Below are 24714 nucleotides of genomic sequence, written 5' to 3' on the forward strand. Positions count from 1 at the left end.
ATGCTTATTTATGCGGGCTAGGAACGAGTTCAGTCTCCCCGCTGTAACGGATTAAAAAGGAATAATGAATTAGAACATGATATCTGCCAGTGTTTACCAAAATTGAGCGATCTGATCATTATTAATTTAACACTGACTCAAGCTTAGACAGTGATTTTTAACCATGGGTGACTTAAAAAATTTAAATTAACGAGGAATAATCCATTGAGTCTACTCACTGCGATTAACTGGCATTATTTTTGGTGTATTAACAATGAAACGTACAAATGGTGTTTGGTATAAATTGGTTTTAAATTCCCCTTATTTACCAGACCGGCCTTAGATTTGAAAGATAGTTCTTAATTTTATTATCAAAGTGCATTCCATTTATTTTTATATTACCTATTTGGAATTATTTCATGTTTATATCACAGCATCATTGTAGTATCGCTAAATTCGCTATTCTATCTACTGTTTTTGCAGGAGCAGTAGTGTGTCAGTCTGTTGCACAAGCACAGCGTACACCCGTTGAAATTATTCATGATATGGGCGTGCAATTAATTAACGGTGATGGCGTTCCGGTCGATTTAATTAAAGGCCGTTATTATATCCATCAATCAGCTATACGAGGATATCCCCTCGGGCAGCTTCATCTAGGGATTTTATTTTATTTTGGTGATGGTGGCGTACAAAATACCGCTTGCGCGCAATGGTGGTTAGAAAAAGCATTACAGGCGGAAGGGGAAGTGCATGACATTGCAAAGGATTTTCTTTCTGACATTCAAAAAGAAACTGCAATGTTATCGTCATCGTCTCGTGTGCTCATGACAGTGCCAGATCAAAAGCTGTGTCAGCAGTTACCTAAAATAGCAAATGACCATATTGGAGTGCATCCCTTTAAGTTAGAGCCAAAGCCAGAATCGAAAATTGATCTTGTATTACTGCAAAAGGCTATCATTTCAGTGCCCATATTTGACCCTACTATCCAATCGTTAAAAAGGAACCAATTTCAGACAAAAATTGCAGCTATTCCTAGCTTAAGCCATGTTATTCGTAGCAGTATTGAAATCTATGATGACGCACTAAATGGCTTATCAAAGAAATGGATATTACTTTCACGCCATATTTTAAATAATCAGGTGTCAGTAGAACAAATAAACCCGGTTGGTATTGTTTATCACTCCCCTGAAAAAACAGAACAAGTTACATCGGCTATCCCGTTATCACCTGAGCAACAAGGTGAGCTTGCCAAACATGCAACTGTACCAATGGCTCCATCAATAGAAGGTTCAGCAAACGTTAAAGAGAAAGTTGCTGATTCATTGAATTCTGAAGTTTCTGAAAAAAGGGTTGATACAAAGCTAACTCAGTTGGCGTCTACGCTATCTAATTTGCCTAAGGATGGAATATTCCATTTTAGAATTGAACTGAAGGAAACCGTGGTTAAAGAGGAGGCGGCATCTGGAATGGAGAAAACGGTTGAAGTAGCCAAGAAGCCTTCGTCAGACATGAAACCTATGTATAATTTAGGGGGCGATCCTCGCACTGCATCCCCTCGGCATTACACATTGCAGATTGGTAGTGCCAGTTCACCAGCTGGTCTCTATGAACATGCGCGCCGCCATAAATTGTCAAATTATTTAGTGTATGAAACCGTTCGTCATGGTCGCCAATGGTATGTATTGGTTTATGGTGAATTCTCTAATATAGCTTCTGCAAAACGAGCATTGAAAAATTTACCCTCGGCAATTCAACGTGATAAGCCGTGGGTACGTAGTTTACGGCATGTTCAATCAGAACTTCATTAATGTATCGTGGGGCCTTAGGGGAGGTAATTAATCAATGGGGAGAGCAGACCGTATCTTTGTTATGGCATGCTGTAGTGAGACTTCCCCAGCCACGATAGCAACCAAACGTGAGTCGTTAAATAATGCGATTGAAGGCACCGATTTAATACCATACATCGGTGCTAGAGTAGGTGATTGAGCGATGTCAACGATGCCAAAATTAATGGCTGAGCTATCCAAATATAGAGGGAGTTGCTCAAAGATCGGTTGCATATTTTTACAAGGCTGGCACCAAGAGGCAGAAAAATAAATAATAGCTATCTGCCCTTGTTGTTCTGGATTAAAAAGCGCTTCTGTAAAACTTTGTTGATCGAGGTGTTTTATTATTGGCATAGTGTGAGCCATTATTTAATCATCACTTGGCAAATCGAAAATATGTTCATGAAGGTTATCAACAATGGTATTTGGCAAACAAGAGATAGAAGTAAGTAATTTATCTTTTTGATATACATCCACATGAGCGATATGCTTTGAGTCTAAATAGGAAGAGGAAACGGTATAGGTATAGTCGCCATTTCGAAAATCAACCTCATAGATTTTTCCATTGAATCTATCTCCCTTAGGGGTGAGATAACGTGCAGCTAATTGTTCAGGCTTTCTTACCATAGTGATATCAGGTTTTTGATTAAGTTTGCCGAATTGATAAATGTACTGACCATTTGCTAGGCTGATATTAACCTTTTTTTGGTTTTTATTCACACACTGGAATACTGTGACTGTGTGGGTATTGGCAAGGCCGATTGGGGAAAATAGGCTAGCCGATAGGATACAAAGCAGTATATGACGATAATTGGTTATAGTGATTTCCTAATGCACTTGTTATTTAACACCATATCTTAATGGCTATTTATGAAAGAATGAACCGAATATAGTGGTTATTTGCGATATATCACATAAGAGAATCAATCAAAGGATACAGCACCTTTGGATTACACCATCGATAGAAATTCAAGCTTAGTAAAATTAACAACCTAAGAAGTGATAGCTTAATAACCGCTCATGGAGAAAAGAAAAAGGATGATGCTATCACTTTGATGAAGTATTATGTTTTTTGAGCTTTTTTCCTTTTTACAATTTGATTACGTCTTTTCCATTTACGCATCTCTGTTTCGGAGTTGAATTTTTTGTATTTTCATACGCCATTATCTTATAAAGCATTGAGTGTTTTTAAGACGTAACCATATTTTGGGATTTAAAAAAGAAATGTTAAAAACAAACCCAAAGGAATAGGAATTTTCAGGGTGACTGGGTGATTGTGCCTGAGCATGGCTCTGATGAGCTTAGGTTGGGAGCGGCGGGCTGTTTTAGTCAATTAACTCATTTTTTAATATAATGGGCATGGCGAGGGTAAACAGGCAGTACCCATATCGTATATACAATGTTTAACGGTACCTAAAATGGCATGCAGAGATTAAATCTCAGGAAAAAGGACCAATAGATATAAAAGCCAGCAATCAAAATACATAAATAGCGTATTTTCTTATTTCTAATTATAAATAATGGCACTAGCAACGGTAAAATAACCAACATTGGCTCTAGTGTATATCTTCCTCCCATGGGTAACTGACATAAGTTTGTTATTTCACTCTCCCCAATCATCCATTCATAATCGGATATAGAAAAAACCGTTATCATCATGCATAAGAAAAACATATAAATGATAATTATTGTATTATATATGTATTTCATATAAATCAGATTCCTATAATCCCTTTTATGTAAAACACTACAAGTCTCTCATGTGGCGTTTTATCGCTTCTTCACTTTCATTTAGCCATTTTTACTTGGCGAGAGCCAAGAAAAGTCTCTGGAGCAGGGCGGCTGCTCTATGAACAGCCTAATGCGGTGACCAATATTAGTTGGCCACGGTATGATTGTTATTTAATTACCACTCCCGTGTTGCAATCAGCTCCTCCGGATCTGCATCTAAAAAGCCGTATGCCCGAGCAATCAGGTAAAATGATTCGCCGATAGCATCACGGGCAACCGTTTCAATCTCACTGCCCGCCTCTTCAAAGGCATCTTGCAAATCGTTAAATTCTTCCGTTGACTGCTGTGTCAGCACATACAACTCCGCCAGTCCGTTCGGTGGATTGTTTTCCAGTGCCTCACACAATCGCAGAAGAATAGCCTCACCCTGCTTCACCAGATGATCAGGAAAATAGCTGTCATCATACATTTCACCTAATAAACGGAGCTTCAAAACGTCTGGGTTGGTTACGGGCATTTTTATTCCTTTTGAAAGCGTTATCCTAAAAACAAATTAATGCGGAGATATATTGTAGTGGCACACTGAATGAGAAGCGAGTTGACCAATTGAATAACGTGAGGGCGGTAGGCTTTTGCACGGTCTAATAATAGCGCGGTACCTATTTCCGTGTTTTGGGTTTGAAAAAATCAGCAATAGGCACTGTCAATAACACATTTTACAATGTTTGAATGTTTATTTGCGATTATTGCTATTTGGCGTTTGTTTCTGCTAGGGAAAATGCACTTTTAAACGAATGAGTAACATAATTTTTATCTTTTCTAGCTAACGACTTTGCTGGGTGCTATTTCTGTGGTGTCTGTGGTGGCATCAGTGCACTACCCAATATGCCTGTTTCTCTTAGGTTCCTCTCTTCTTTCGTATCTTATGATGGTAAAACCAAACACAATAGCATGAAAGCCTTTGCGTGCTAGGGGGCAAGATCTATTTTAGGAATTTGTGCGTTTGCTACCATTTCTTTTGAATGCAAATGTAAACTAATATCATTTGTACTAAGTACAAGGTAAGATAGCGCTATTATTTGTGCTATGGGTGGAGTCGGTGGCAGCGCTATGGGTTGTTTTTATGAAGCTGCTAGCCGCGCTGAGCATTGATGCGTTTACCAAATCGGGTAGATTTATCGGGCTTAAAGCGACAACTCACATTATTTAGAGATAGATGGAGGAAATTGGATGTTTGTAAAATCACTAACTTCAGGGCTCGTCTTAGTGTCAGCCTTAGTATTGGCTGGTTGTGATCAATCTAAAGAAAAGGCAGAAACTTCTGCACCGGCAGAGAAACAAACGATCACTATCGAGCACGCTCAAGGTAAAACAGAAGTTCCTCGCCATCCTGAAAAAGTGTTTGTTATGAGTATGGAAACACTGGATATTATGGATGCCTTAGGCGCCCCAGTCGCTGGCCTACCAAAAACAAACGTTCAATTACCTGAATTTTTATCTAAGTATAACTCTCCGGATTACATCAACGCAGGCACACTATTTGAACCTGCTTATGAAGTGCTGAGCAATGCACAACCTGACTTAATTTTAGCTGGTAGCCGCGCTCGCGACGCATACGACAAACTCAGTGCTGTTGCGCCAACTATCTCAATGGATATTGATAATAAACGCTTTATTGATAGCTTAACTGAACGCACAACTGAATTAGGTATGCTATTCGGTAAGGAAGAACAAGCTAAAAAGCTGGTTTCTGATTTCAAAGAAAAAATTGCTCAAATCAAACAAAAAACACCAACCGCAGGTAAAGCGATGGTGATCTTAGTGAGTGGCGGTAAGATCTCTGCTTATGGTCCAGGCTCACGTTTTGGCTTCATCTTTGATGAACTGGGCTTTGAGCCTGCTTATGTCTTCACTGAAGATACTGGCAGACATGGCAACATTGTTAACGCAGAATTGCTAGTCAAACTGAATCCAGATTGGTTGTTTGTCATTGACCGTGATAGCGCAATTGGCCGTACAGATGCTCAGCCAGCAGCCCAAGTTTTAGACAATGCGTTAGTAAGAAAAACATCGGCATGGAATAAACAACAAGTGACTTATCTTGATCCGTCTGCCGTTTACATCGCTGGTGGCATTCAAACTTATTCTCAGTTAATGGATGATGTTAATAACGCATTAGAAAAAAACCAAACAAACTAATCAATGAAAACGCTTTATCTTTTTTTTGGAATTATCGCCTTATTGGTATTAGCGGTGATGAGTTTGTTTATTGGAGCGGGTGACGTGTCACCCGTTTCACTTTTCACCGATCCAGAGATGCAAGACATCTTTTTTATCAGTCGTATTCCTCGAACTATTTCCTTGATCCTAGCAGGCAGCGCTATGAGTGTTGCTGGGCTTATCATGCAGCTCCTAACCCAAAACCGTTTTGTTGAGCCCTCGTTGGCGGGAACAACACAGTCAGCGAGTTTGGGCTTATTATTTGTGATGATACTGTTCCCTACCGCCGATATTATGACCAAAATGGTAGTGGCAAGCGGGTTTGCATTGCTGGGTACAATGCTGTTTATGATGCTGTTGCGCAGGGTTATCTTAAAATCAGCGCTGATTGTGCCGCTGGTTGGCATAATGTTAGGAGCCGTTATCAGCGCACTGACAATCTTTACCGCGTATTCATTTGACCTGCTACAGTCATTAAGTGCTTGGATGAGCGGAGATTTTTCTAGCATCATTCAGGGTCGTTATGAGCTTTTATGGCTAGTCGGTTTACTCACATTACTTGCTTGTTGGATTGCGGATAGTTTCACGGTTGCGGGTATGGGTCGTGAGTTTGCCATCAACGTGGGGCTAAATTACCGTAAGGTAATGACAATTGGTTTATCGATTATTGCACTGATAAGCGGGGTTGTTGTTGTCGTTGTCGGGGCATTGCCATTCTTAGGACTGATTATCCCGAATCTCATTAGTTTAATTATGGGAGACAATATTCGTAAAACGCTGCCATGGATCTGTATTGCTGGCGGAGGGTTAGTTTTACTCTGTGATATTGTCGGTCGCTTAGTCCGTTATCCATTCGAAATACCTGCAAGTGTGATTTTAGGTGTTATTGGCGCCATTATTTTCCTTTTTTTACTGTTGAAGCAGCAGCGTTATGCAAAAAGTTAATGCATCAGTGGTGTTACCCAAAAAAGGGATGACACCATTACAAAGAATATGGCTATTACTGGGGCTGTCGGTTATAGCTATTACACTTTTTATGACTATCAATCTTGGCAATAACCTTGCTTATATTTTGCCACACCGAGGTTATATGGTGCTGACGATGATTCTGGTCGCTTTTGCTTCTGGAGTCTCGACCGTTCTTTTTCAGACCATAGCCAATAATAAGATATTGACGCCCTCTATTATGGGTTTAGAGGCGTTATTTATTTTATTACAGTCAATCTTTGTGTTTTATACCGATAGCTTCCCTGCGTCTTGGTTGCTCAATATTGGGAAGTTTTTGCTAGAGTCATCGCTACTCGTTCTATTCTCCGTATTACTTTATCGCTGGTTATTTGTTTCAGCTAAGTTGAATATCAACCTCGTTTTGATGGTTGGTATTATTCTTGGTACGTTATTTAAAAGTACGGCGACGTTACTACAGCGGTTGATGGATCCGAATGAATTCTCAATTCTACAAAGTCGTATGTTTGCGACTTTTACACGAGCGACCCCTGAGCTGATCTTCTTTACTTTAGCAATTACGCTAGTCGTTGGTATTTTGCTGTGGCGTATGCGCTATTGTTTCGATGTTTTAGCTCTCGGTCAGGCAAATGCGATCAATTTAGGAATTAACTATCGCCATAAAGTGACGGTGATTTTATTACTGATATCGATATTAGTGGCGGTATCGACAGCATTAGTAGGGCCATTAACTTTCTTAGGGTTAATGGTGGCGAACCTTGCTTATTTTATTAGTGGTAGTAGTCAGCACCGTTATCTGTTGCCCGTCTCTTTCTTATTAGGAGTGATTGCGCTTATTGGAGGGCAATTGATCCTTGATTACGGCTTGAACATGGCGGGTACGCTATCTGTTGTGATTGAGTTTATCGGCGGCATATTCTTTATTTATATGGTGTTAAGAAGGTTTTAGTATGATTGAAATTAATCAGATATCGAAAAGTTATCAGGATACTAAGGTCTTAGATAACATCACAACAACGATTAAAAATAGTGGTATTACATCGATTATTGGGCCTAATGGAGCAGGTAAGTCGACGCTTTTATCAATCATTGGGCGCTTATTAATGGCCGATTCTGGGCATGTGAAGGTTAATGAGCTAGATGTTGTAAAAACGCCAAGTGATAAGCTAGCGACTTATTTGTCAGTGTTGCGACAAGAAAACCAGTTCGCAAGTCGATTAACCGTTGAAGAGTTAGTTGGTTTTGGTCGCTATCCTTATACAAAAGGGCGTTTAACCCTTGATGACAAAAAGAAAATCGATGAGTCACTCGAATTCTTAAATTTATCTAACTTGCGTCATCGTTATTTGGATGAGCTATCAGGTGGTCAACGGCAAAGAGCCTATGTGGCGATGGTTTTATGTCAAGACACTGAATATGTGCTGTTAGATGAACCACTCAACAACCTTGATATGAAGCACGCGGTCATTATGATGAAATTGCTGCGTCGCGCGGCAGACGAGTTAGGCAAAACGATTATTTTGGTGATCCACGATATCAATTTTGCCTCTGTCTACTCCGACCATATTATCGCTATGCGAGCAGGGAAGTTAGTTTATCATGGGGCGCCTAATGACATTATGAAGGTCGATATCATCGAAGATATCTTTGATACTCCTATTGAGATTAAATCTGTCGATAATAAATTGATAGCGATGTATTACTAAACGAAGTCATTTTATTTTTATAAAAAAATAGCCTCTATTGCTTGTTAGCATAGAGGCTATTTTATTGAGCTATATATCAAACGCAGTAGCAAAGCTACAAACCATTCACGCGCCATTCCAATCACTCTTCACCTAATTAGCATAAGTGAAGAGTGCATCCAAATCCCGCGTAAAAAGCGTTTTATATTACTCGCTAAAACGAGAAAGTCTGTATGGACGTGGATCGATGATAGGCTTAGTATCCATCAATAGATCAGCAGTCAACTGTCCAGATGCAGGACTTTCTGTCATACCCCAACCTGTTGCGGTGTTGATAACAAGGCCAGGGTATTGTTCGATTTTCGAAATGATTGGGATCTCATCGTCAGTTGGGCTAACAGTGCCGCCCCAACGCTCAACCACTTTAGAGTCTTTAAACACAGGGAATTCATTTCTAAGTCTTTCTAGAACGCCATCCAAGTGCTCATTGTTTGGTGTGTTAGTTGCGGTACGGAACTCTTCAAATGGCGTTTTCTCATCCAGCTTCCATGAGGTTGCCATGGTGAAGGAGTTAAAGAGATCTTTACCGATTGAGAATTCTAATGGCAGCTCTCCGCCTCCGAGTAGGTGTAAAAAGCGAGGGCCTAGCAGGAAGCTATCTTTAACGATAGAACTGGTAAAGATACGTGGTGCTACCGCATAAGTACCATCAGCTTGTTCACGGAAGTGAATACCGTTTGGTAGATGCACGTTTCCTCTCGGTGCACCAGGCACGCCAGTAATACGCTGTTGAGATAGGTAAACGTTCAGTGTAGGAACATCAACGCCTAGGTTACCCATAAATAGGCGAGACCAGATACCACCAGTCAGCACTACGTTAGAAGTTTTGATGGAACCTTTTTCGGTCACAACGTCGGAAATCTTACCGCCAGCGGTTTCTATGCCCCTTACTGCACAGTTGGTATAGATGCGGATCCCGATTGATTTGGCGTAGTTAGCCATGGTTGGTGTAACCACTTCTGGGTCGAGACTACCTGCGTCTTCTTCAAATCCACCGATTTTCCATGGAGTTTGTGCATTAGGTAAGCGTTTTGCCAGCTCTTCACCTTCGATCATGCGAGTTCTTAAAGGTGTATCAAAACCTGGGTTTTCTGCTGTCTTTTTGATCCACTCTCTGGTGAGTTCTAGATCTTTTTCGCTAGAAGGAACTTCAACACGGCCTTGAATGCGGTAACTTGTATCAGCACCGATTTTTTCATTCATGCCAGTCCATAAAATTTTTCCATAGTGGTGTAATGGAAAAATTTCTGGGGAAGTTTTGTAGCTAATAATTTGGCTATAAGCACGGCCTGATTGTTCGCCGCCTACAACGCCTTTTTCACAAATAACAACGTTCATCCCCCTTTCGGTGAGATTAATTGCAGTCATAATACCTTGAAGGCCTGCACCGATAATAACGGCATCAGCGGATTTTGGTAATGCACCTTCTGTGCCTGCTACAGCAGGAACACGAGATTTGGTGGATTCAAACCGACCTTCTCTGCGGATCATTGGAACAACCGCAGCACCACCTGCGAGAACACCCGCAGCACCGACCCCTAAAAGTAGTTTTCTTCTCGAGATTTTCATCTATAACCTCAATAATAACCTTAGTTTTTATATAGTAAATAATTACAATTTAAGATAATCATATTATCATATTTCATGATGTTGTTAACTATGGTTAATATTTGTTAACAAAAGTAAGAGAAATGTGAATATTCATAATCAGAAATAATCAAGCCTGTAAGGGGTTTGCGAGCTATTTTAATAAAATTCAATCTTTTTAAGAGGGCAGAAAATAAAGTGAAATGTCAGATAATGTGTACAGTGATTTTTTAATCAACTTAGATGCGGTGGATATTTGTTTCGTAGAGTGAGTAATTAGCAAAAATACTAGAATGAGCCAAGTGTTAAACAATGCTATATTGTGTGGTTAATAAGGGTAGGGGAATGAAATATCCGATTTTATGAGGGTTGGTGGTTATCCTTCTTTTTACTCTTGAAAGGTTAAATAGATAAAATACGTATTAGTTTAAAAACATTTAATTAAATATCTAAATGTTTGTGTTTTTTATATTGTCGTTTTTTTGAACTAAATTCTCAATTTTTTCAGTAACAGGAAAATTCGTGGCGTCTTTTTAGGTTTACACTATTTTAAAATAAAGTTGAAAAAATATATTTTGTTATTGAAACGCCTATTGGGAATATATTTTACCTCTGATTTATCATTAAAAAACATGAAGATATGTTTATCTCTTTGTCTGTTGATAAAATAGTCAAAGACGAATTCTTATCCAGTTTAACCCTTTCAATAACGACTGTTACTAATAATAATCCTAAATTTGTTTATTTTTTTAGTCACACATAGTGGTAAAAGTAAAATATACGACTAAGCTGGTTAAAGTGTTATCTAAATAAGTAATCCTTACAATAAATCAGGTTTTTTATTTAGGCAACAGTTTGAGTTATCTATTTTTTAACCAATTGGCATACATAGTTTGTGCTTATTATCATCATGCCAGAAAAATCATGGATTAAAAGTTTGGCGAACCCAGTGGGAAATGACAATTAATTCATTTAGGTAGAAGTGCTTATTTAGTATAAACCTCTATTATTGGAGTGTAATTTATTATAGGGCGATTTATTCCTTTTTAGAATTAACTCTCTTTATTTTGGCGCCATTGAGTGGCTTGAGCTGGACGGAATAGGTCTCTAAATTTTTTCTATTGTGATTGGAATAACGTATTTCATCGAGTGTTGCGCTATTTTTATCTTTAATAAAGTGTCTGATATATTGGCTGAGTGATGGTGGTGTGACGGGAGCAGGCTCTTTATTATTGCTACCGTTCGCGTATTCGTGGAAAATTTTTTGTATAAAACTTGCGCCATCAATCTCCAAGATCAATAGAAATTTATACAGTAAATCAATTGTGAGTGGCGTTATCCCGTTTTCATAGCGAGAAATTTGTTGCTGGCTGATCCCCATTAATTTGGCTAATTCTTTGCCCGTGATTTTCTTCTCCTTTCTTGCCTTGCGTAAAAAGTAACCCGATAGTGTACTGAGTTTGTTTTCTTCCATTATTTAGTTTTCTACTCATCGCCTCTATTTGGGCGCTACTATAACGAGTCTGCTGTAGGTGTAAAAATGTTTATACCTAATAAACAGTGATTTTTAATAGTTTATAACTATTGTTATATTTATTTTTATTGAAAATGCTGATTTACACTATTGGTATTCACGTAAATTTTTGGAAAATTGAGAGCTTAAACCTATGAAAATATCGTCATTTTAAGAAGGTTATTTTATTTATATTTCGAATTATGACGTAAAAAGAGTAAATGTGTTTACTAATTTGTTCTATTTGAAATAGTTAATTGTCACCTAAAATGTTTCATTTTGTTACATTCTGTCAAAGGTTTGACGGCTATTTTAGAGATAATTTCATATTATGAGTATTAATTTCCTAAGTTGAATTACGTGATTGCTGTTAAGTGAAGCTGATTATTCATTTCCAGTGGGAATTTGTGCGAAGAAATCGGCGTAGTCGCTTGAGCATATTTGATGCAGAATAACGTTTAAGTCAGATAAAGGTTGTTGTGACCAATCAGCGCGAATATCAATATCTGCATATTGGCGACGGTGCCATATTTTGAGTGCCGCTGAACGAATTCCTCGATAATCACCTCCCGCTTTTTCACCCGCTTTCATTGCCATTAATAGCCTATTTGCTAGCGCTAACTCTGAGTATTTATGGTAGGTATCGTATAGCGCGTGTAAAACATGCTCTCCTGCGAGCATATTACCTGCAATCGCTAAATTGGTTTCAGATAAGCCACCACACCAAGGTAAACATGCCTGTCCTGTCCAATGCGCACTGGTGCCTTGTTTATCAATAATGATCAATTGCCTTAATGTGGGGGCGGCATCTTTTTTAAGCAAAACATCTAAACAGGTTTTAGCTGGCATAGCCTCTCGAAGGAATTCAACTCCGGTTATACCTGCCATGGGGTTGGTCATGGCTTGTGTGGCAATCGCACCATGATAACTTGCCCCATGGAGAACTAATGCCCCTACTGCGGGACCACCTGTTGCGGTTATTGCTCCAATTTCCCCCGTTTTTGCACAACGAGCGACGATAGAAAAAGTCATTTTACACCTCATAAATTAGACACCGATCAAATTTATCATTATAAATTATTGCGAGAAAGTTAATTTATCATCATAAATAAAGAAAAAGAGAATAATTTTAACAAAATTGACACATATCACAGCATCGTCACCACACCAGGGAGAACAAATATGGGCATGTGTTTACGCAGATGGGTAGCCACAGTTTCACTTCTCTTCGCTTTTTCATTTCCGCTATGGGGCGATGAAAACAGCCATGTATTGTTATTAGGGCAAGTGGCTGAACCGCAATCATTAGATCCTCAGGTGGCGACAGCTGCCAATGATTCACGGATCTTGGTGAATATTTATGAGGGGTTGGTGCGCAATTCTGATGGTTCATTAAAGCTTGAGCCTGCACTGGCCGAATCATGGAATGTGAGTGAGGATGGACTGACTTACACATTTCATTTACGCAAAGGGGTTCGCTTTCATGATGGATCACCATTAGATGCAAAAGCGGTTAAGTTTACGTTCGAACGTATGCTTAATCGTGAGCATCCTTACTATCATACAGGGCCTTTTCCTTTATCATTTTTCTTTTCTGTTATCGACAACATTGAAACGCCCGATAACGCCACGGTGATCTTCCGGTTAAAAGAGCCGTTTGCCCCTTTTTTATCCAATCTTGCAACCCCCGCAGGTTTGATTGTCTCGCCAACCGCCGTTAAACAATACGATAAAAATTTTGGTCGCCATCCAAGTGGGACTGGGCCTTTTAAATTTACCGAGTGGACGGCGAATCAGCGTGTTGTTGTGGAAGCCAATGATCAGTACTGGGGAGGGCGACCGTCACTGCAATATGTGGTTTTTCGCCCAATAACTGACGCTAATACTCGCGTGGCTGAAATGCTGTCGGGAGGGATTGATGCGATGGTTGAAGTGCCCGCGGATAATGTACCACTGTTTGCCTCTGATAAACGTTTTCACTTGTATCAAGCAACAGGCCCGCATGTTTGGTATGGCATGTTGAATGCATCACGTCCACCATTTGACGATGTGCGTGTCAGGCAAGCCGTGAATTACGCAGTCAACAAACAGAATATCGTTAAATATATCCTTCAAGGCTCCGCAGATGTTGCACAGGGGCCAATCCCTTCAGCTTTCGATTGGGCGTTTGATCCTGAAACGGAGGCTTACCCTTACGATCCTCAAAAAGCGCGTGAATTGATTAAAGCGGCGGGAGCAGAAGGGCAAAAAATTATTTTTTATGTCACAGAGGGAGGATCTGGCATGTTGGATCCGATCCCGATGGCGACAGCGATTCAGGCCGACCTAAAGGCCGTTGGGCTGTCAGTTGAAATACAGACTTTTGAGTGGAATACCTATTTATCAAAGGTGAATTCAGGGCTTAAACAAGCACATATGGCGGAAATGGCATGGATGACGAACGATCCTGACACCTTACCCTTTTTGACGCTGCACTCTGGATCATGGCCAGAGAAAGGGGGATTTAATTCTGGCTATTACGCGAATAAACAACTCGATAGCTTATTAGATAAGGCAAGAGTAACAAACGATATGGCTGAGAGGGCACGGCTTTATCGGCAGGTACAAAAGAGAGTTCACCAAGATGCGCCATGGCTGTTTGTGGCAAATTGGAAGCAAAATGCGGTCGCCAGTGCGCGGATCAGTAATTTTAAATTACAGCCAAATTTTAATTTATTGCTTAAAGACGTTCATAAAGATTAACGGATCAATTGGCTTAATTTCACGGCATAACAAAGTAGCGAGCCTTTACTCGGCATTAAAACGGTTACGACGGGAAGATTTACTGGGGAAGAACCTATGTGGCTATATTGTGTTAAACGAATTTTAGCGACGATACCCATTTTAATTGGGCTCACGCTTATCGTATTTTTCATCATGGCGTTGATCCCTGGTGACCCCGCTCAAGCACTGCTCGGGCCATGGGCAACACCAGAGAATGTGGCGCGGGTAAAACAGGAACTTGGTTTAGATAAGCCGCTATATCAACAATACTTTATTTGGATAAGTAATTTATTGCAGGGGGATTTTGGGCGCTCATTCGTACTCAATCGTCCTGTCACTGACGAGGTATTAGAACGTTTTTCAGCCACCTTAATTCTTGGGGGCAGTGCGCTGTTGCTCAGCTCTGTTTTAGGGTTGTTGGCAGGCATTATTTCGGCGATCCGCCAGTTTAGCTGGAGTGACAAAATGATCACGCTAGCCGTGTTACTGGGCATTTCGATGCCATCGTTTTGGATCGGCCTATTGATGATCATGCTGTTTGCGGTACAACTGCAATGGTTTCCTGCGTCAGGGATGTATTCGATTTGGCAAGGCGGTGGGTTCGGTGACCTATTGCACCATCTTGTTCTGCCAGCAGTGACGCTCTCTTTAGTCGCGACAGGGGTCATTGCTCGATTAACTCGTACTGCGATGTTAGAGGTCTTGCGCTTAGATTTTATTCGTACTGCTCGAGCAAAAGGACTTAGCGAACGCAAAGTTATTTTTCGTCATGCTTTTCGTATGGCGCTCGTGTCAGTGATCCCCGTTATTGGGATTCAGGCTGGTTTTGTTCTAGGCGGTGCTGTCTATATCGAAACCGTATTCCAGTGGCCGGGGCTAGGTGCCATGTTGGTTAAAGCGGTTACGACACGTGATCTCTTTTTAGTGCAGGGCGGTGTTTTAATTGCAGCAGCAGCCTATGTATTTATTAATTTGTTTGCTGATTTGATGCAGGCACTTTTGGATCCGAGGTTAAAATCATGAGCCAAATTACTACACCGGTTATCCAGCCACGTTATCGCCAATCGGCTTGGTCTTTGTTAATGACCAATCGTTTAGCTGCATTAGGGCTAGCGATCTTATTGGTCATCATGTTGTCAGCATTACTAGCACCTTGGCTGCCACTGCCTGATCCCGATAAAACGGATCTCATTAATCGATTATTACCTGTTTTTTCTTCGGGTCATGTGTTGGGAACCGACCATCTTGGGCGTGATATTTTATCACGGTTATTATGGGGAACACGGGTATCACTGCTTGTGGGGATCTCTGCGACGTTAATTGCAGCCGTATTAGGTACGCTAATTGGCTTAATTGCCGGCTATGTTGGGCAGCGAACTGATACCCTATTGATGCGTTGCATCGATATGTTAATGGCTTTTCCTTATATTTTACTGGCATTGGCGATTGTCGCTGTACTTGGGCCGGGCTTACTTAATGCGTTATACGCGATAGCTTTGGTTAATATTCCCTTCTTTGCACGTAATATTCGAGGGCTAACAGTAGGCTTGCGCGATCGTGATTTTATTCAGGCGGCAAGGTTATCAGGTAAAAACCATATTCAAGTTCTATTAACGGAAGTTTTACCGAATGTATTGCCTATTATTGTCGTGACTATGTCAACCACGATAGGGTGGATGATTTTGGAAACGGCGGGGTTGTCGTTTTTAGGGTTAGGAACACAGCCGCCGAATGCCGACTTAGGATCAATGCTAGGGCAAGGTAGAGCACAGATGTTCGTGGCGCCCCATGTTGCATTAGTGCCCGGCATTATGATTTTTCTTATCGTCATTAGCTTTAATTTATTAGGTGATGGCATTCGCGATTTACTTGATCCAAGACTCAAATCAGGGGCTTTGCATCGCTCGCAACCAGTGACAGAAACCGCACGTATTGATATTCCAGCACGTACGGAAGGCAGCAAGGCGGTGTTAGAAGTGAAGTCACTGTGTGTTGGTTTTCGTCAAGGGCCTCTATTGCGCCCAACGGTTAAAAATATCAGTTTTTCAGTGGCGCGTGGTGAGTGTTTAGGGCTGATAGGGGAAAGTGGCTCTGGTAAAAGTGTTACAGCACTGTCCATTATGGGGCTATTAGCTTCCCCGCCAGCGGTGATCACCGGTGGTGGGATCTATGTTAATGAAGAAGAGATGTTGTCATTATCTCTATCGGCGCTACAGCAACGCCGTGGCGCTAGAGTCTCTTATATTTTTCAAGATCCGTTGACGACACTGCATCCACAGTTTTCGATAGGTGCACAATTACAAGAGGCGATCACCGCTCACCAATCCCTTTCCGATCAACAAGCGAAGAATAAGGCGATTGAGTTACTTGAGAGTGTTGGTATTCCATCAGCAAAAGAGAGTTATCACGCTTATCCCCATCAACTTTCTGGAGGGCAACGCCAACGTGTTGGGATTGCCATGGCTCTTGCGAATGATCCGGTGTTAATTATTGCCGATGAGCCGACAACGGCACTGGATGTCACTGTACAGGCACGCATTTTAGAATTACTCAATAAGTTACGTCGTGAAAGAGGGGTTGCACTACTTTTTATTACCCATGACTTTGCGGTGATTAACCAAATTTGTGATCGCGTGGCGGTGATGCAGCAAGGCCAAATTGTAGAAACGGGCGCAACACAAACGGTACTTCATCAGCCACAGCACCCTTATACGCGTCGCTTGATTGCCAGTGTGCCAAAACTGGGGGAAGGAAAAGCATTTCTTACCCATGTTGCAGATATTTATAGCGCTAAACCAGACGCGGTGCAGGAGGTGTCATGAATAAGGTCATTGAAGTCAATCAATTGGTAAAAACGTTTGGTCGCCCACCTAACCTTTTTCATCCAACAAGTAGAGAAGTTAAAGCCCTAAAAAACATTTCAATAGATCTTTATGAAGGTGAAACATTGGCGATCGTTGGGGAAAGCGGTTCGGGGAAAAGTACTCTTGCCCGTATTTTAGTTGGATTGGAGCAGGAAACATCAGGGGAGATCCGCATATTGGGAAAAAATCGTTCTCAGTGGCAAAAACAAGGAGCACGAGCCTTCGGTCAAGCTATCCAATATGTTTTCCAAGATCCTGTTGCATCATTGAACCCACGTAAAACGATCGGAGAAACCTTATCCGTACCTTTAAAGTACCTTAAGCAGATGAATAAATCTGAACAAACCCATAGATTACATGAGTTACTCGAGGCCGTAAGTATGCCATTGGATGCGCTGGCATGCTATCCACATGAGTTTTCGGGTGGGCAAGCTCAGCGTTTAGCGATTGCACGAGCATTGGCAGCCGATGCACAGATCCTCGTTCTCGATGAGCCTGTTAGCGCATTGGACGTTTCGGTACAGGCGCAAGTGTTGTTGTTGCTACAAGAGCTAAAAACACAATTTTCGTTATCTTACTTATTTATAAGTCATGATTTAGCCGTCGTTGAATCAATTGCTGACAGAGTGGCCGTGCTCTATTTAGGTGATTTGCTAGAATGTCAGGAAACTCATCGTTTATTTGCTGCCCCTGAACAGAGTTATACCCAGAATTTATTGACCAGCGCGCCAAGGCTCTCTTTTGAGTAAAAGGCGAGTGTGGAGATGAAAAATAGAACAACAGACGACGGCCGGAAGAAAAATATGAACACAGAGAAACAGCCGATGACAGAAACAGGACGAATTAAACGCACGGATGAAATTGTGAATGCGATTAAAGAATCGATCATGGCGGATAATTTAATGCCAGGTGATCGACTGCCACAAGAGAAAGATCTGATAGAGCGTTATAGCGCCAGTAAAAGCACCGTTCGAGAAGCTTTAAAATCGCTAGAAGTCCAAGGGTTGATAAAAACGAAAACGGGGCCTGGTGGCGGTGCATTTATTGATTCTATGACAGAAGCGCGAGCGATGAGTTTACTGTCTAATTATTTGTTTACACGGGATATTTCGATAAAAGATATTTATACCTTACGTAAATTATTAGAGCCTGTGGTGGCAGTTAGCGCTATCGACAATATGGATAATGAAGGTTTTCAAAAACTGTATGACACGATAGCGATTTATGATCATGAGCCAGTTGATGAAGCCGAACGTTGGCAGCAGCGGATGGCCGAATTGGATTTTCACGCTGTTGTTGCGAGCTACTCTGATAACGTACTTTTAGTGTTTATCTGTCATTTTCTTCAACGGTTGCTTAAGGATTTGGCGATTTGCAAAGACATCTACTTAAAGCCTGAACCTGTCGATCGTCGACAAGGGATTGACTATCAATATCAACTTATTGACGCCATGCGCCGTAAAGATGCTCCTAGAGTGAAAGCGATTATGGAAGCGCATATGGCGTATGCGGAACAAGCCATGCTGGCCTTGCAAGCAACCTTACAAGAACGATTTTTAAGTGAAGACAGGTAATGACATGATTGATCAAGATTATCTTAAATCTGTATTAAAGACGCTATTACAAACGCCTAGCCCTGTAGGTATGACAGAGAATGCCGTAGCGCAGACTCATCAATGGCTCGCAGAATTAGGTTTTCAACCGCAATACACCCGCCGAGGTGTGCTACATATTACGTTAGGCAATGGTGAGCCCAAAAGGGCACTAGCGGCACACTTAGATACTCTCGGTGCAATGGTGACACAATTAAAGCCGAATGGGCGATTGGCACTACGTAACACGGGAACATGGGCCGCACGTTTCGCTGAAGGAGCGAGAGTCACAGTATTTTGTGACAACAACCAATATCGGGGAACTATTCTGCCGTTAAAAGCATCGGGGCACCGTTTTAATACTGAAGTGGATACCCAGATTGCCGATTGGGATAACCTTGAAATCCGCCTTGATGCACCTTGTTATAACCATGCTGATCTATTAGCACATGGCTTTAATGTAGGGGATATGGTTGCAGTCGATGCACAGCCTGAGTTTATTGATAATGGTTTTATCGTCTCTCGCCATCTTGATGATAAAGCGGGCTGTGCAGTGTTATTAGCTGCATTGAAATCGCTGGTGGATGATAAAGTACTGCCTGAAGTGGCTTGCCAAATCATGTTTACCATTTCAGAGGAAGTCGGTATTGGGGGAACGCATGGCTTTGGTGCTGAAGTACAAGAACTGTTAGCCATTGATAACTCGGTGTCGGCTCCCGATCAAACAACGCGGGATGATGCGTTAACATTGGCATTTCGTGATAGAACAGGTCCATTTGATTTAGCTATCACACGCCACCTACTTAAGCTGTGCCAACAGTATGATATTCCTCATGTGAGAGATACCTTTAAACACTACCGCTCAGACAGTGCCGCTGCCGTCGATGCAGGGTGGGATATCCGCGTGGCATTGGCTTGTTTTGCACTGGATAGCTCACATGGTTGGGAAAGAACGCACGTTGATTCACTGGTTGCATTAGCCACCTTGGTCAGACGTTATATTGAAAGTGATTTAGTGCCATTACCAGGGCAGTAATGGATTTAGGTAAAAAACGTCAAGGATTTGAAGCGACCCCCAATGATTGGGGGTCTTTTGATTGTATAAGTTAATTAATGGCGGTCATTTAAATACTCAGGCTCTTTAGGCAGCTGGAAGCAGCAAAATAAGCAGATACACAATACAACCATGACATAGATAAAAAAGGCGTTTTCTGCGCCGCTGGCTTTAAATTGTAGTGCAACAGAGGGAGCCGAGCCGCCAAAAATAGCATTCCCTATCGCATATGAGACCCCAACACCTAACGCTCGTAAATGAGGTGGGAACATTTCAGCTTTTACTAGCCCACTAATAGAAGTGTAAAAACTTAACAGCATCATTAAGAAAATCAGTAATAAGGCGATAATGATAGGAGACTGAGCAAAATAACGCATGCCAATCACCATCACTGGGTAGATAAATAGCAGCATGGATAGCGTGAAGGTAATCATTGCTGCTCGGCGGCCAATTTTATCAGAAATAATGCCGAACACAGGTTGAGACAGCATGAACACAAAGAGTGATACGGTCATAATGTAACCAACCACTTTGCTATCAATACCGATGTTTGTGAGATAGGTCTTTGAGTAAACGGTTATAATATAAAAGCAGAGAGAGCCTGCGGCAGTATAACCAACGACTAAAAAGAAAGATTTCCAATGCTGTTTTAGAAGAGCGATTAAAGAACCTGACTCTTTTGCTTCTGATGCTTCATTACTTAAGGTTTCATCAAGGCGTTTTCGAGCAATTAATGAGACTATCGCTGCAATCCCCCCAATGACAAAAGGAATACGCCAAGCACCATCCTGTAGCTGTTGTTCAGTGAGAAACGCTAATAAAATAACACTGAGCAAGCTTGCTAATAACTGCCCTCCGGATAATGTGACATATTGGAATGAAGCAAAAAAGCCCCGTTGTCCTTTAAGGCCGAGTTCACTCATATAGGTTGCGACGGCACCATATTCGCCACCGACAGATAAGCCTTGCAACAAGCGCACGAGTAGCAATAACAATGGTGCAAACATCCCGACTTGCTCATAAGTTGGCAAGGCGGCAAACAAGAAAGAACTAAACCCCATCAAATAAATGGATGCGACCATCGAACGCTTTCTACCATGGCGATCAGCAATCCGACCAAATAGCCAACTACCAATTGGACGCATAAAGAAACTTGCAGCAAACACCCCCCAGACATAGATAGATTGCGTCAGTGGATCCATATTTTGCGGAGTAAGCGCTTTAGTAAAATAGGCAGCAAAAACAGCGTAGATATAGAAATCAAACCATTCCACTAGGTTACCAGAAGCTGCTCCAACAATTCCTCGAATGCATTTTGATCTTGCATTGGCATCTAGCGTTGCATCCGTTCTTTTTACATTATCTTGAGATATTTCCAATTTATCACCACCGCAATATTAGTTAACAATAATTCAACAAATAGCGGTATTTACTTAGTGAGTCAATATTTGACGGTAATGTAAATTAAATATTGAGATCAACATCCTGTTTTTCATGTCATTTTTAGATAACTAACAACACTAAATGTTTTAACTAACTGAGTGTTTTATATGATTTTTTTTACTTTTTAGCTTATTTGTTACATGCGCTTTATCTTTATTCGGAATACTCGTAAATAAAAATAATTTCATGCTAAGAATATGCGTAAAAATATCATATTAGACGTCATTTTAAATATAAAAAGTAACGTATTTAGATTAAAAAAATAAATGTATTATCGATGATAGGAGAGGAGTTATTGAATATTCACTGTTCTGTTTCGATATTGCCATTTAATTTTTTATTTTATTGAAACAGCTAATCTGCATACGAAAAATATCATAATATATTGAAATAAATGATTTTTTAGAATTTTGCATTCAATGTACCATCAGCCAAATAGAGTTGGTTTATCGAAAACTCAAATAAATACTAATAATTATCATTTTAGTTTATTGTTTATTGATAAAGTTTATATTATGTATTTTATCATGATAAATATGAATAATCGGCATTTTTATTAACATTATTAGTTTAATTTTTTTTGTTAATTATTCTTTAACTTAATATAGAGGTTTTGTTTTTAGGTATAATTCACTAAAAATATTATTTGGTAAATAAAGCTATCGATATTTAATTCTGATTTCATCTATCAATTTATCATAAAAATTCATCAGTATATACTGATGTACATATCGGTAATGTTATAAATTATTTATATTTTCAATAGGTTAGTTTGGTTAATAACGTGAGTTATTAGTCTGTTTATTGATGTAAAACAATCTCTTAATTTGATGGGTTGTTATCATTAAATTATCAAAATCTTATTTTTCACCCATGTGATTAATCGTGTCTATTACTGGCAGTACACACCTTAAATATATTTTATTCCGTTTTGTTGGAAGTTTACTTTTTAACATTTAATGCAAATTAATTGAGTGAGTTATGTATGGCAAATATAAAAGAGAAAGCATCCGTTTTTGCTCCTCTTACCCGTCGTGGCTTTGTTAAGGCCGGAACTATCACGGGTTTGGCAGCAGCGGCTGGAGGGTTCTCTCTGCCTTTCAGCGCCTCCGCTGCCGCAGAGCAAAAAACAGCGACGCCCACCGGAGAAGAGAAAGTAGTTTGGAGTGCATGTACTGTAAACTGTGGAAGCCGTTGCCCATTACGTATGCACGTCGTTGATGGTGAAATTAAATACGTCGAAACCGATAACACGGGTAATGATGTATATGAAGAACTGCATCAAGTACGTGCTTGCTTACGTGGACGCTCAATGCGACGTCGCGTGTATAACCCAGACCGCCTACGCTACCCCATGATGCGTGTTGGTAAACGTGGTGAAGGAAAATTCAAACGTATTAGTTGGGATGAGGCTTTTGATGTTATCGCTAACAACATGAAGCGCTTAATCAGTGACTACGGTAACGAATCTATTTACCTAAACTACGGTACAGGTACGTTAGGCGGCACGATGACAAAATCATGGCCACCGGGTGCAACATTAATTGCTCGTTTGATGAATTGCTGTGGCGGTTATTTAAATCACTATGGTGACTATAGTACCGCGCAAATTGCCGCAGGGCTGAACTATACCTATGGCGGCTGGGCTGATGGTAATAGTCCTTCTGATATTGAAAATTCCAAATTGGTCGTGATGTTTGGCAACAACCCGAGTGAGACGCGTATGAGCGGCGGCGGGGTAACCTATTATGTTGAACAAGCTCGCGAAAAATCGAATGCAAAAATGATCATTATCGATCCCCGCTATACCGATACAGGCGCTGGACGTGAGGATGAATGGATCCCGATTCGACCGGGAACAGACGCGGCGTTAGTGAGTGCGCTTGCCTATGTGATGATCAAAGAAAACTTAGTCGATCAGCCATTTCTTGATAAGTACTGTGTGGGCTACGACGAAACGACAATGCCAGCTGGGGCCCCGAAAAATGCACATTATAAAGCCTATATTTTAGGTGACGGCCCCGATGGACAAGCAAAAACGCCTGAATGGGCAGCTCCTATTACAGGTATCCCTGCTGCACGTATCGTGAAACTCGCCCGCGAGATCGGCATGGCGAAGCCTGCTTATATCGTTCAAGGTTGGGGGCCTCAACGTCGCTCTAACGGCGAATTAGCCTCTCGCGCGATCGCCATGCTCGCTATTTTAACCGGTAATATCGGGATTAATGGTGGCAATACTGGTGCTCGGGAAGGGTCGTACAGCATTCCCTTTGTTCGTATGCCGACCTTAACCAATCCAGTCAAAACCAGCATCTCAATGTTTATGTGGACCGATGCCATATTACGTGGCACTGAGATGACAGCGACCCGCGATGGCGTCCGTGGTAAAGATAAGCTTGATGTGCCGATTAAGATGGTGTGGAACTACGCAGGAAACTGCTTAGTGAATCAGCATTCAGAGATTAACCGCACTCATGAAATTTTACAGGATGAATCTAAATGCGAAATGATTGTGGTGATTGATAACCACATGACAGCCTCAGCAAAATATGCGGATATCTTGCTGCCTGATTGTACCGCATCGGAGCAGATGGATTTCTGTATGGATGCCTCGGCGGGCAACATGTCTTACGTTATTTTTGCTGATCAGGCGATTAAACCTCGTTTTGAAAGCCGCAATATCTATGAAATGACGAGCGAAATTGCTAAGCGTATGGGCGTTGGTGAGCAGTTCACCGAGAATCGAACCCAAGAGGAGTGGTTACGTCATTTATACGAACAATCTCGCGAAGCATTGCCTGAATTACCAACATTTGAAGAGTTCCGCGCACAAGGTATTTTCAAAAAACGAGATCCGAAAGGCCATCATGTTGCCTATCGTAACTTCCGTGAAGACCCCGTTGCGAACCCACTGACGACACCGTCAGGTAAAATTGAGATCTACTCTTCCCAATTAGCTGAATTGCAAAAAACGTGGGAGCTAGACGAGGGAGATGTGATCCACCCATTACCTGTTTATTCACCGGGTTTTGAGCAATATGGCGACCCACTTATGGATAAGTACCCATTACAGTTAACAGGTTTCCACTATAAATCACGTACTCACTCTACTTATGGCAACGTGGATGTTCTGAAAGCCGCCTGCCCACAAGAGTTGTGGATCAACCCACAAGATGCCGCAAAACGGGATCTTAAGCATGGTGATTTAGTCCGCGTTTTTAATGACCGAGGCGAGGTACGTGTGAAAGTGAAAGTCACACCACGTATTGTTCCGGGTGTCGTTGGTTTGGGTGAGGGGGCTTGGTATGACCCAGATGGTAACCGTGTGGATCACGCTGGAAGTATTAACGTGTTAACCACCCAACGCCCATCGCCTTTGGCGAAAGGGAACCCATCACATTCTAATCTTGTTGAAGTTGTTAAAGCTTAAG

The 24714-nt window shown here is 41.2% G+C and carries 20 protein-coding genes; 12 read left to right on the forward strand and 8 right to left on the reverse strand.

Annotated features, from left to right (window positions below; all coding sequences use genetic code 11):
- Positions 1 to 398 precede the first annotated feature (398 nt).
- Positions 399 to 1787 carry an SPOR domain-containing protein gene (locus PR833_RS15980; protein WP_272526343.1) on the forward strand — a complete coding sequence of 463 codons (1389 nt, stop codon included), beginning with the start codon at positions 399 to 401 and terminating at the stop codon, positions 1785 to 1787.
- 27 nt (positions 1788 to 1814) lie between these two features.
- Here the strand turns inward: PR833_RS15980 and PR833_RS15985 are convergent, their stop codons facing one another.
- The 4 genes from PR833_RS15985 to PR833_RS16000 form a co-directional block, all read right to left on the reverse strand.
- The gene (locus PR833_RS15985; RefSeq protein ID WP_223854657.1) at positions 1815 to 2159 is read right to left on the reverse strand and encodes a thioredoxin family protein; all 345 of its coding nucleotides are present in this window, start codon (positions 2157 to 2159) and stop codon (positions 1815 to 1817) included.
- Positions 2160 to 2174: 15 nt separating this feature from the next.
- The gene (locus PR833_RS15990) at positions 2175 to 2525 is read right to left on the reverse strand and encodes a hypothetical protein (protein ID WP_101495266.1); all 351 of its coding nucleotides are present in this window, start codon (positions 2523 to 2525) and stop codon (positions 2175 to 2177) included.
- A gap of 693 nt (positions 2526 to 3218) precedes the next feature.
- Positions 3219 to 3515, reverse strand: coding sequence for a DUF2645 family protein (locus PR833_RS15995; protein ID WP_014657396.1), 297 nt, complete (start codon positions 3513 to 3515; stop codon positions 3219 to 3221).
- A gap of 196 nt (positions 3516 to 3711) precedes the next feature.
- On the reverse strand, positions 3712 to 4053 hold the full coding sequence (locus tag PR833_RS16000; protein WP_004917407.1) for a DUF5713 family protein: 342 nt from the start codon (positions 4051 to 4053) through the stop codon (positions 3712 to 3714).
- A gap of 713 nt (positions 4054 to 4766) precedes the next feature.
- On the opposite strand from PR833_RS16000, the gene PR833_RS16005 reads away from it, so the two are divergent.
- Genes PR833_RS16005 through PR833_RS16020 form a run of 4 tightly spaced genes read left to right on the forward strand, consistent with a single transcriptional unit; the run spans position 4767 to position 8428 of the window.
- A complete protein-coding gene (locus PR833_RS16005) occupies positions 4767 to 5735 on the forward strand; it encodes a siderophore ABC transporter substrate-binding protein (RefSeq protein WP_004917406.1) in 969 nt (322 codons plus the stop codon).
- 3 nt (positions 5736 to 5738) lie between these two features.
- On the forward strand, positions 5739 to 6701 hold the full coding sequence (locus PR833_RS16010; RefSeq protein ID WP_004917404.1) for an ABC transporter permease: 963 nt from the start codon (positions 5739 to 5741) through the stop codon (positions 6699 to 6701).
- Positions 6688 to 7671 carry an iron chelate uptake ABC transporter family permease subunit gene (locus PR833_RS16015; protein ID WP_004917402.1) on the forward strand — a complete coding sequence of 328 codons (984 nt, stop codon included), beginning with the start codon at positions 6688 to 6690 and terminating at the stop codon, positions 7669 to 7671. The genes PR833_RS16010 and PR833_RS16015 overlap by 14 nt, the downstream gene beginning before the upstream one ends.
- A 1-nt stretch (position 7672) precedes the next feature.
- The gene (locus PR833_RS16020) at positions 7673 to 8428 is read left to right on the forward strand and encodes an iron ABC transporter ATP-binding protein (RefSeq protein ID WP_004917400.1); all 756 of its coding nucleotides are present in this window, start codon (positions 7673 to 7675) and stop codon (positions 8426 to 8428) included.
- Between the two features lie 186 nt (positions 8429 to 8614).
- Here PR833_RS16020 and PR833_RS16025 read toward each other — a convergent pair whose 3' ends face one another.
- The 3 genes from PR833_RS16025 to PR833_RS16035 all read right to left on the reverse strand — a co-directional run bounded on the left by PR833_RS16025 (position 8615) and on the right by PR833_RS16035 (position 12599).
- On the reverse strand, positions 8615 to 10036 hold the full coding sequence (locus tag PR833_RS16025) for an NAD(P)/FAD-dependent oxidoreductase (RefSeq protein ID WP_004917397.1): 1422 nt from the start codon (positions 10034 to 10036) through the stop codon (positions 8615 to 8617).
- A 1054-nt stretch (positions 10037 to 11090) separates the two neighbouring features.
- Complete coding sequence (locus tag PR833_RS16030) at positions 11091 to 11528, reverse strand: helix-turn-helix domain-containing protein (RefSeq protein ID WP_061064434.1); 438 nt, start codon at positions 11526 to 11528, stop codon at positions 11091 to 11093.
- A 423-nt stretch (positions 11529 to 11951) separates the two neighbouring features.
- Positions 11952 to 12599, reverse strand: a complete 648-nt coding sequence (locus PR833_RS16035) for a DUF1028 domain-containing protein (protein ID WP_004917392.1) — start codon at positions 12597 to 12599, stop codon at positions 11952 to 11954.
- A gap of 150 nt (positions 12600 to 12749) precedes the next feature.
- On the opposite strand from PR833_RS16035, the gene PR833_RS16040 reads away from it, so the two are divergent.
- From PR833_RS16040 to PR833_RS16065, 6 genes are all read left to right on the forward strand, one after another.
- The gene (locus tag PR833_RS16040; RefSeq protein WP_272526344.1) at positions 12750 to 14309 is read left to right on the forward strand and encodes an ABC transporter substrate-binding protein; all 1560 of its coding nucleotides are present in this window, start codon (positions 12750 to 12752) and stop codon (positions 14307 to 14309) included.
- 96 nt (positions 14310 to 14405) lie between these two features.
- The gene (locus PR833_RS16045) at positions 14406 to 15353 is read left to right on the forward strand and encodes an ABC transporter permease (protein ID WP_272526345.1); all 948 of its coding nucleotides are present in this window, start codon (positions 14406 to 14408) and stop codon (positions 15351 to 15353) included.
- Positions 15350 to 17152: a dipeptide/oligopeptide/nickel ABC transporter permease/ATP-binding protein gene (locus PR833_RS16050; protein ID WP_004917383.1), complete on the forward strand. Its 1803-nt coding sequence runs from the start codon at positions 15350 to 15352 to the stop codon at positions 17150 to 17152. Before PR833_RS16045 ends, PR833_RS16050 begins: the two co-directional genes overlap by 4 nt.
- Positions 17149 to 17943, forward strand: a complete 795-nt coding sequence (locus PR833_RS16055; RefSeq protein WP_004917382.1) for an ABC transporter ATP-binding protein — start codon at positions 17149 to 17151, stop codon at positions 17941 to 17943. The genes PR833_RS16050 and PR833_RS16055 overlap by 4 nt, the downstream gene beginning before the upstream one ends.
- Positions 17944 to 17997: 54 nt before the next feature.
- The gene (locus PR833_RS16060) at positions 17998 to 18768 is read left to right on the forward strand and encodes a FadR/GntR family transcriptional regulator (RefSeq protein WP_040132491.1); all 771 of its coding nucleotides are present in this window, start codon (positions 17998 to 18000) and stop codon (positions 18766 to 18768) included.
- Between the two features lie 4 nt (positions 18769 to 18772).
- Entirely contained in the window at positions 18773 to 19822 is a 1050-nt protein-coding gene (locus tag PR833_RS16065) for an osmoprotectant NAGGN system M42 family peptidase (RefSeq protein ID WP_014657402.1), read from the forward strand.
- Between the two features lie 74 nt (positions 19823 to 19896).
- Here PR833_RS16065 and PR833_RS16070 read toward each other — a convergent pair whose 3' ends face one another.
- Complete coding sequence (locus PR833_RS16070) at positions 19897 to 21219, reverse strand: MFS transporter (protein ID WP_004917375.1); 1323 nt, start codon at positions 21217 to 21219, stop codon at positions 19897 to 19899.
- Positions 21220 to 22268: 1049 nt separating this feature from the next.
- On the opposite strand from PR833_RS16070, the gene dmsA reads away from it, so the two are divergent.
- A complete protein-coding gene (gene dmsA / locus PR833_RS16075) occupies positions 22269 to 24713 on the forward strand; it encodes a dimethylsulfoxide reductase subunit A (protein ID WP_272526346.1) in 2445 nt (814 codons plus the stop codon).
- Position 24714 lies beyond the last annotated feature (1 nt).

Source organism: Providencia sp. PROV189 (assembly GCF_028480065.1).
In the GTDB taxonomy this organism is placed as follows: Bacteria; Pseudomonadota; Gammaproteobacteria; order Enterobacterales; family Enterobacteriaceae; genus Providencia; species Providencia stuartii.

What these genes read in the sequence shown, in the direction of transcription:
- PR833_RS16040 (WP_272526344.1), top strand. Translation starts at nt 12,750, where the DNA reads ATGGGCATGTGTTTACGCAGATGGGTAGCCACAGTTTCACTTCTCTTC.
- PR833_RS16045 (WP_272526345.1), top strand. Translation starts at nt 14,406, where the DNA reads ATGTGGCTATATTGTGTTAAACGAATTTTAGCGACGATACCCATTTTA.
- PR833_RS16000 (WP_004917407.1), bottom strand. Translation starts at nt 4,053, where the DNA reads ATGCCCGTAACCAACCCAGACGTTTTGAAGCTCCGTTTATTAGGTGAA.
- PR833_RS16050 (WP_004917383.1), top strand. Translation starts at nt 15,350, where the DNA reads ATGAGCCAAATTACTACACCGGTTATCCAGCCACGTTATCGCCAATCG.
- PR833_RS16015 (WP_004917402.1), top strand. Translation starts at nt 6,688, where the DNA reads ATGCAAAAAGTTAATGCATCAGTGGTGTTACCCAAAAAAGGGATGACA.
- dmsA (WP_272526346.1), top strand. Translation starts at nt 22,269, where the DNA reads ATGGCAAATATAAAAGAGAAAGCATCCGTTTTTGCTCCTCTTACCCGT.
- PR833_RS16010 (WP_004917404.1), top strand. Translation starts at nt 5,739, where the DNA reads ATGAAAACGCTTTATCTTTTTTTTGGAATTATCGCCTTATTGGTATTA.
- PR833_RS15980 (WP_272526343.1), top strand. Translation starts at nt 399, where the DNA reads ATGTTTATATCACAGCATCATTGTAGTATCGCTAAATTCGCTATTCTA.
- PR833_RS16035 (WP_004917392.1), bottom strand. Translation starts at nt 12,599, where the DNA reads ATGACTTTTTCTATCGTCGCTCGTTGTGCAAAAACGGGGGAAATTGGA.
- PR833_RS16030 (WP_061064434.1), bottom strand. Translation starts at nt 11,528, where the DNA reads ATGGAAGAAAACAAACTCAGTACACTATCGGGTTACTTTTTACGCAAG.
- PR833_RS16065 (WP_014657402.1), top strand. Translation starts at nt 18,773, where the DNA reads ATGATTGATCAAGATTATCTTAAATCTGTATTAAAGACGCTATTACAA.
- PR833_RS16025 (WP_004917397.1), bottom strand. Translation starts at nt 10,036, where the DNA reads ATGAAAATCTCGAGAAGAAAACTACTTTTAGGGGTCGGTGCTGCGGGT.
- PR833_RS16020 (WP_004917400.1), top strand. Translation starts at nt 7,673, where the DNA reads ATGATTGAAATTAATCAGATATCGAAAAGTTATCAGGATACTAAGGTC.
- PR833_RS15985 (WP_223854657.1), bottom strand. Translation starts at nt 2,159, where the DNA reads ATGCCAATAATAAAACACCTCGATCAACAAAGTTTTACAGAAGCGCTT.
- PR833_RS16005 (WP_004917406.1), top strand. Translation starts at nt 4,767, where the DNA reads ATGTTTGTAAAATCACTAACTTCAGGGCTCGTCTTAGTGTCAGCCTTA.
- PR833_RS16055 (WP_004917382.1), top strand. Translation starts at nt 17,149, where the DNA reads ATGAATAAGGTCATTGAAGTCAATCAATTGGTAAAAACGTTTGGTCGC.
- PR833_RS16060 (WP_040132491.1), top strand. Translation starts at nt 17,998, where the DNA reads ATGAACACAGAGAAACAGCCGATGACAGAAACAGGACGAATTAAACGC.
- PR833_RS15995 (WP_014657396.1), bottom strand. Translation starts at nt 3,515, where the DNA reads ATGAAATACATATATAATACAATAATTATCATTTATATGTTTTTCTTA.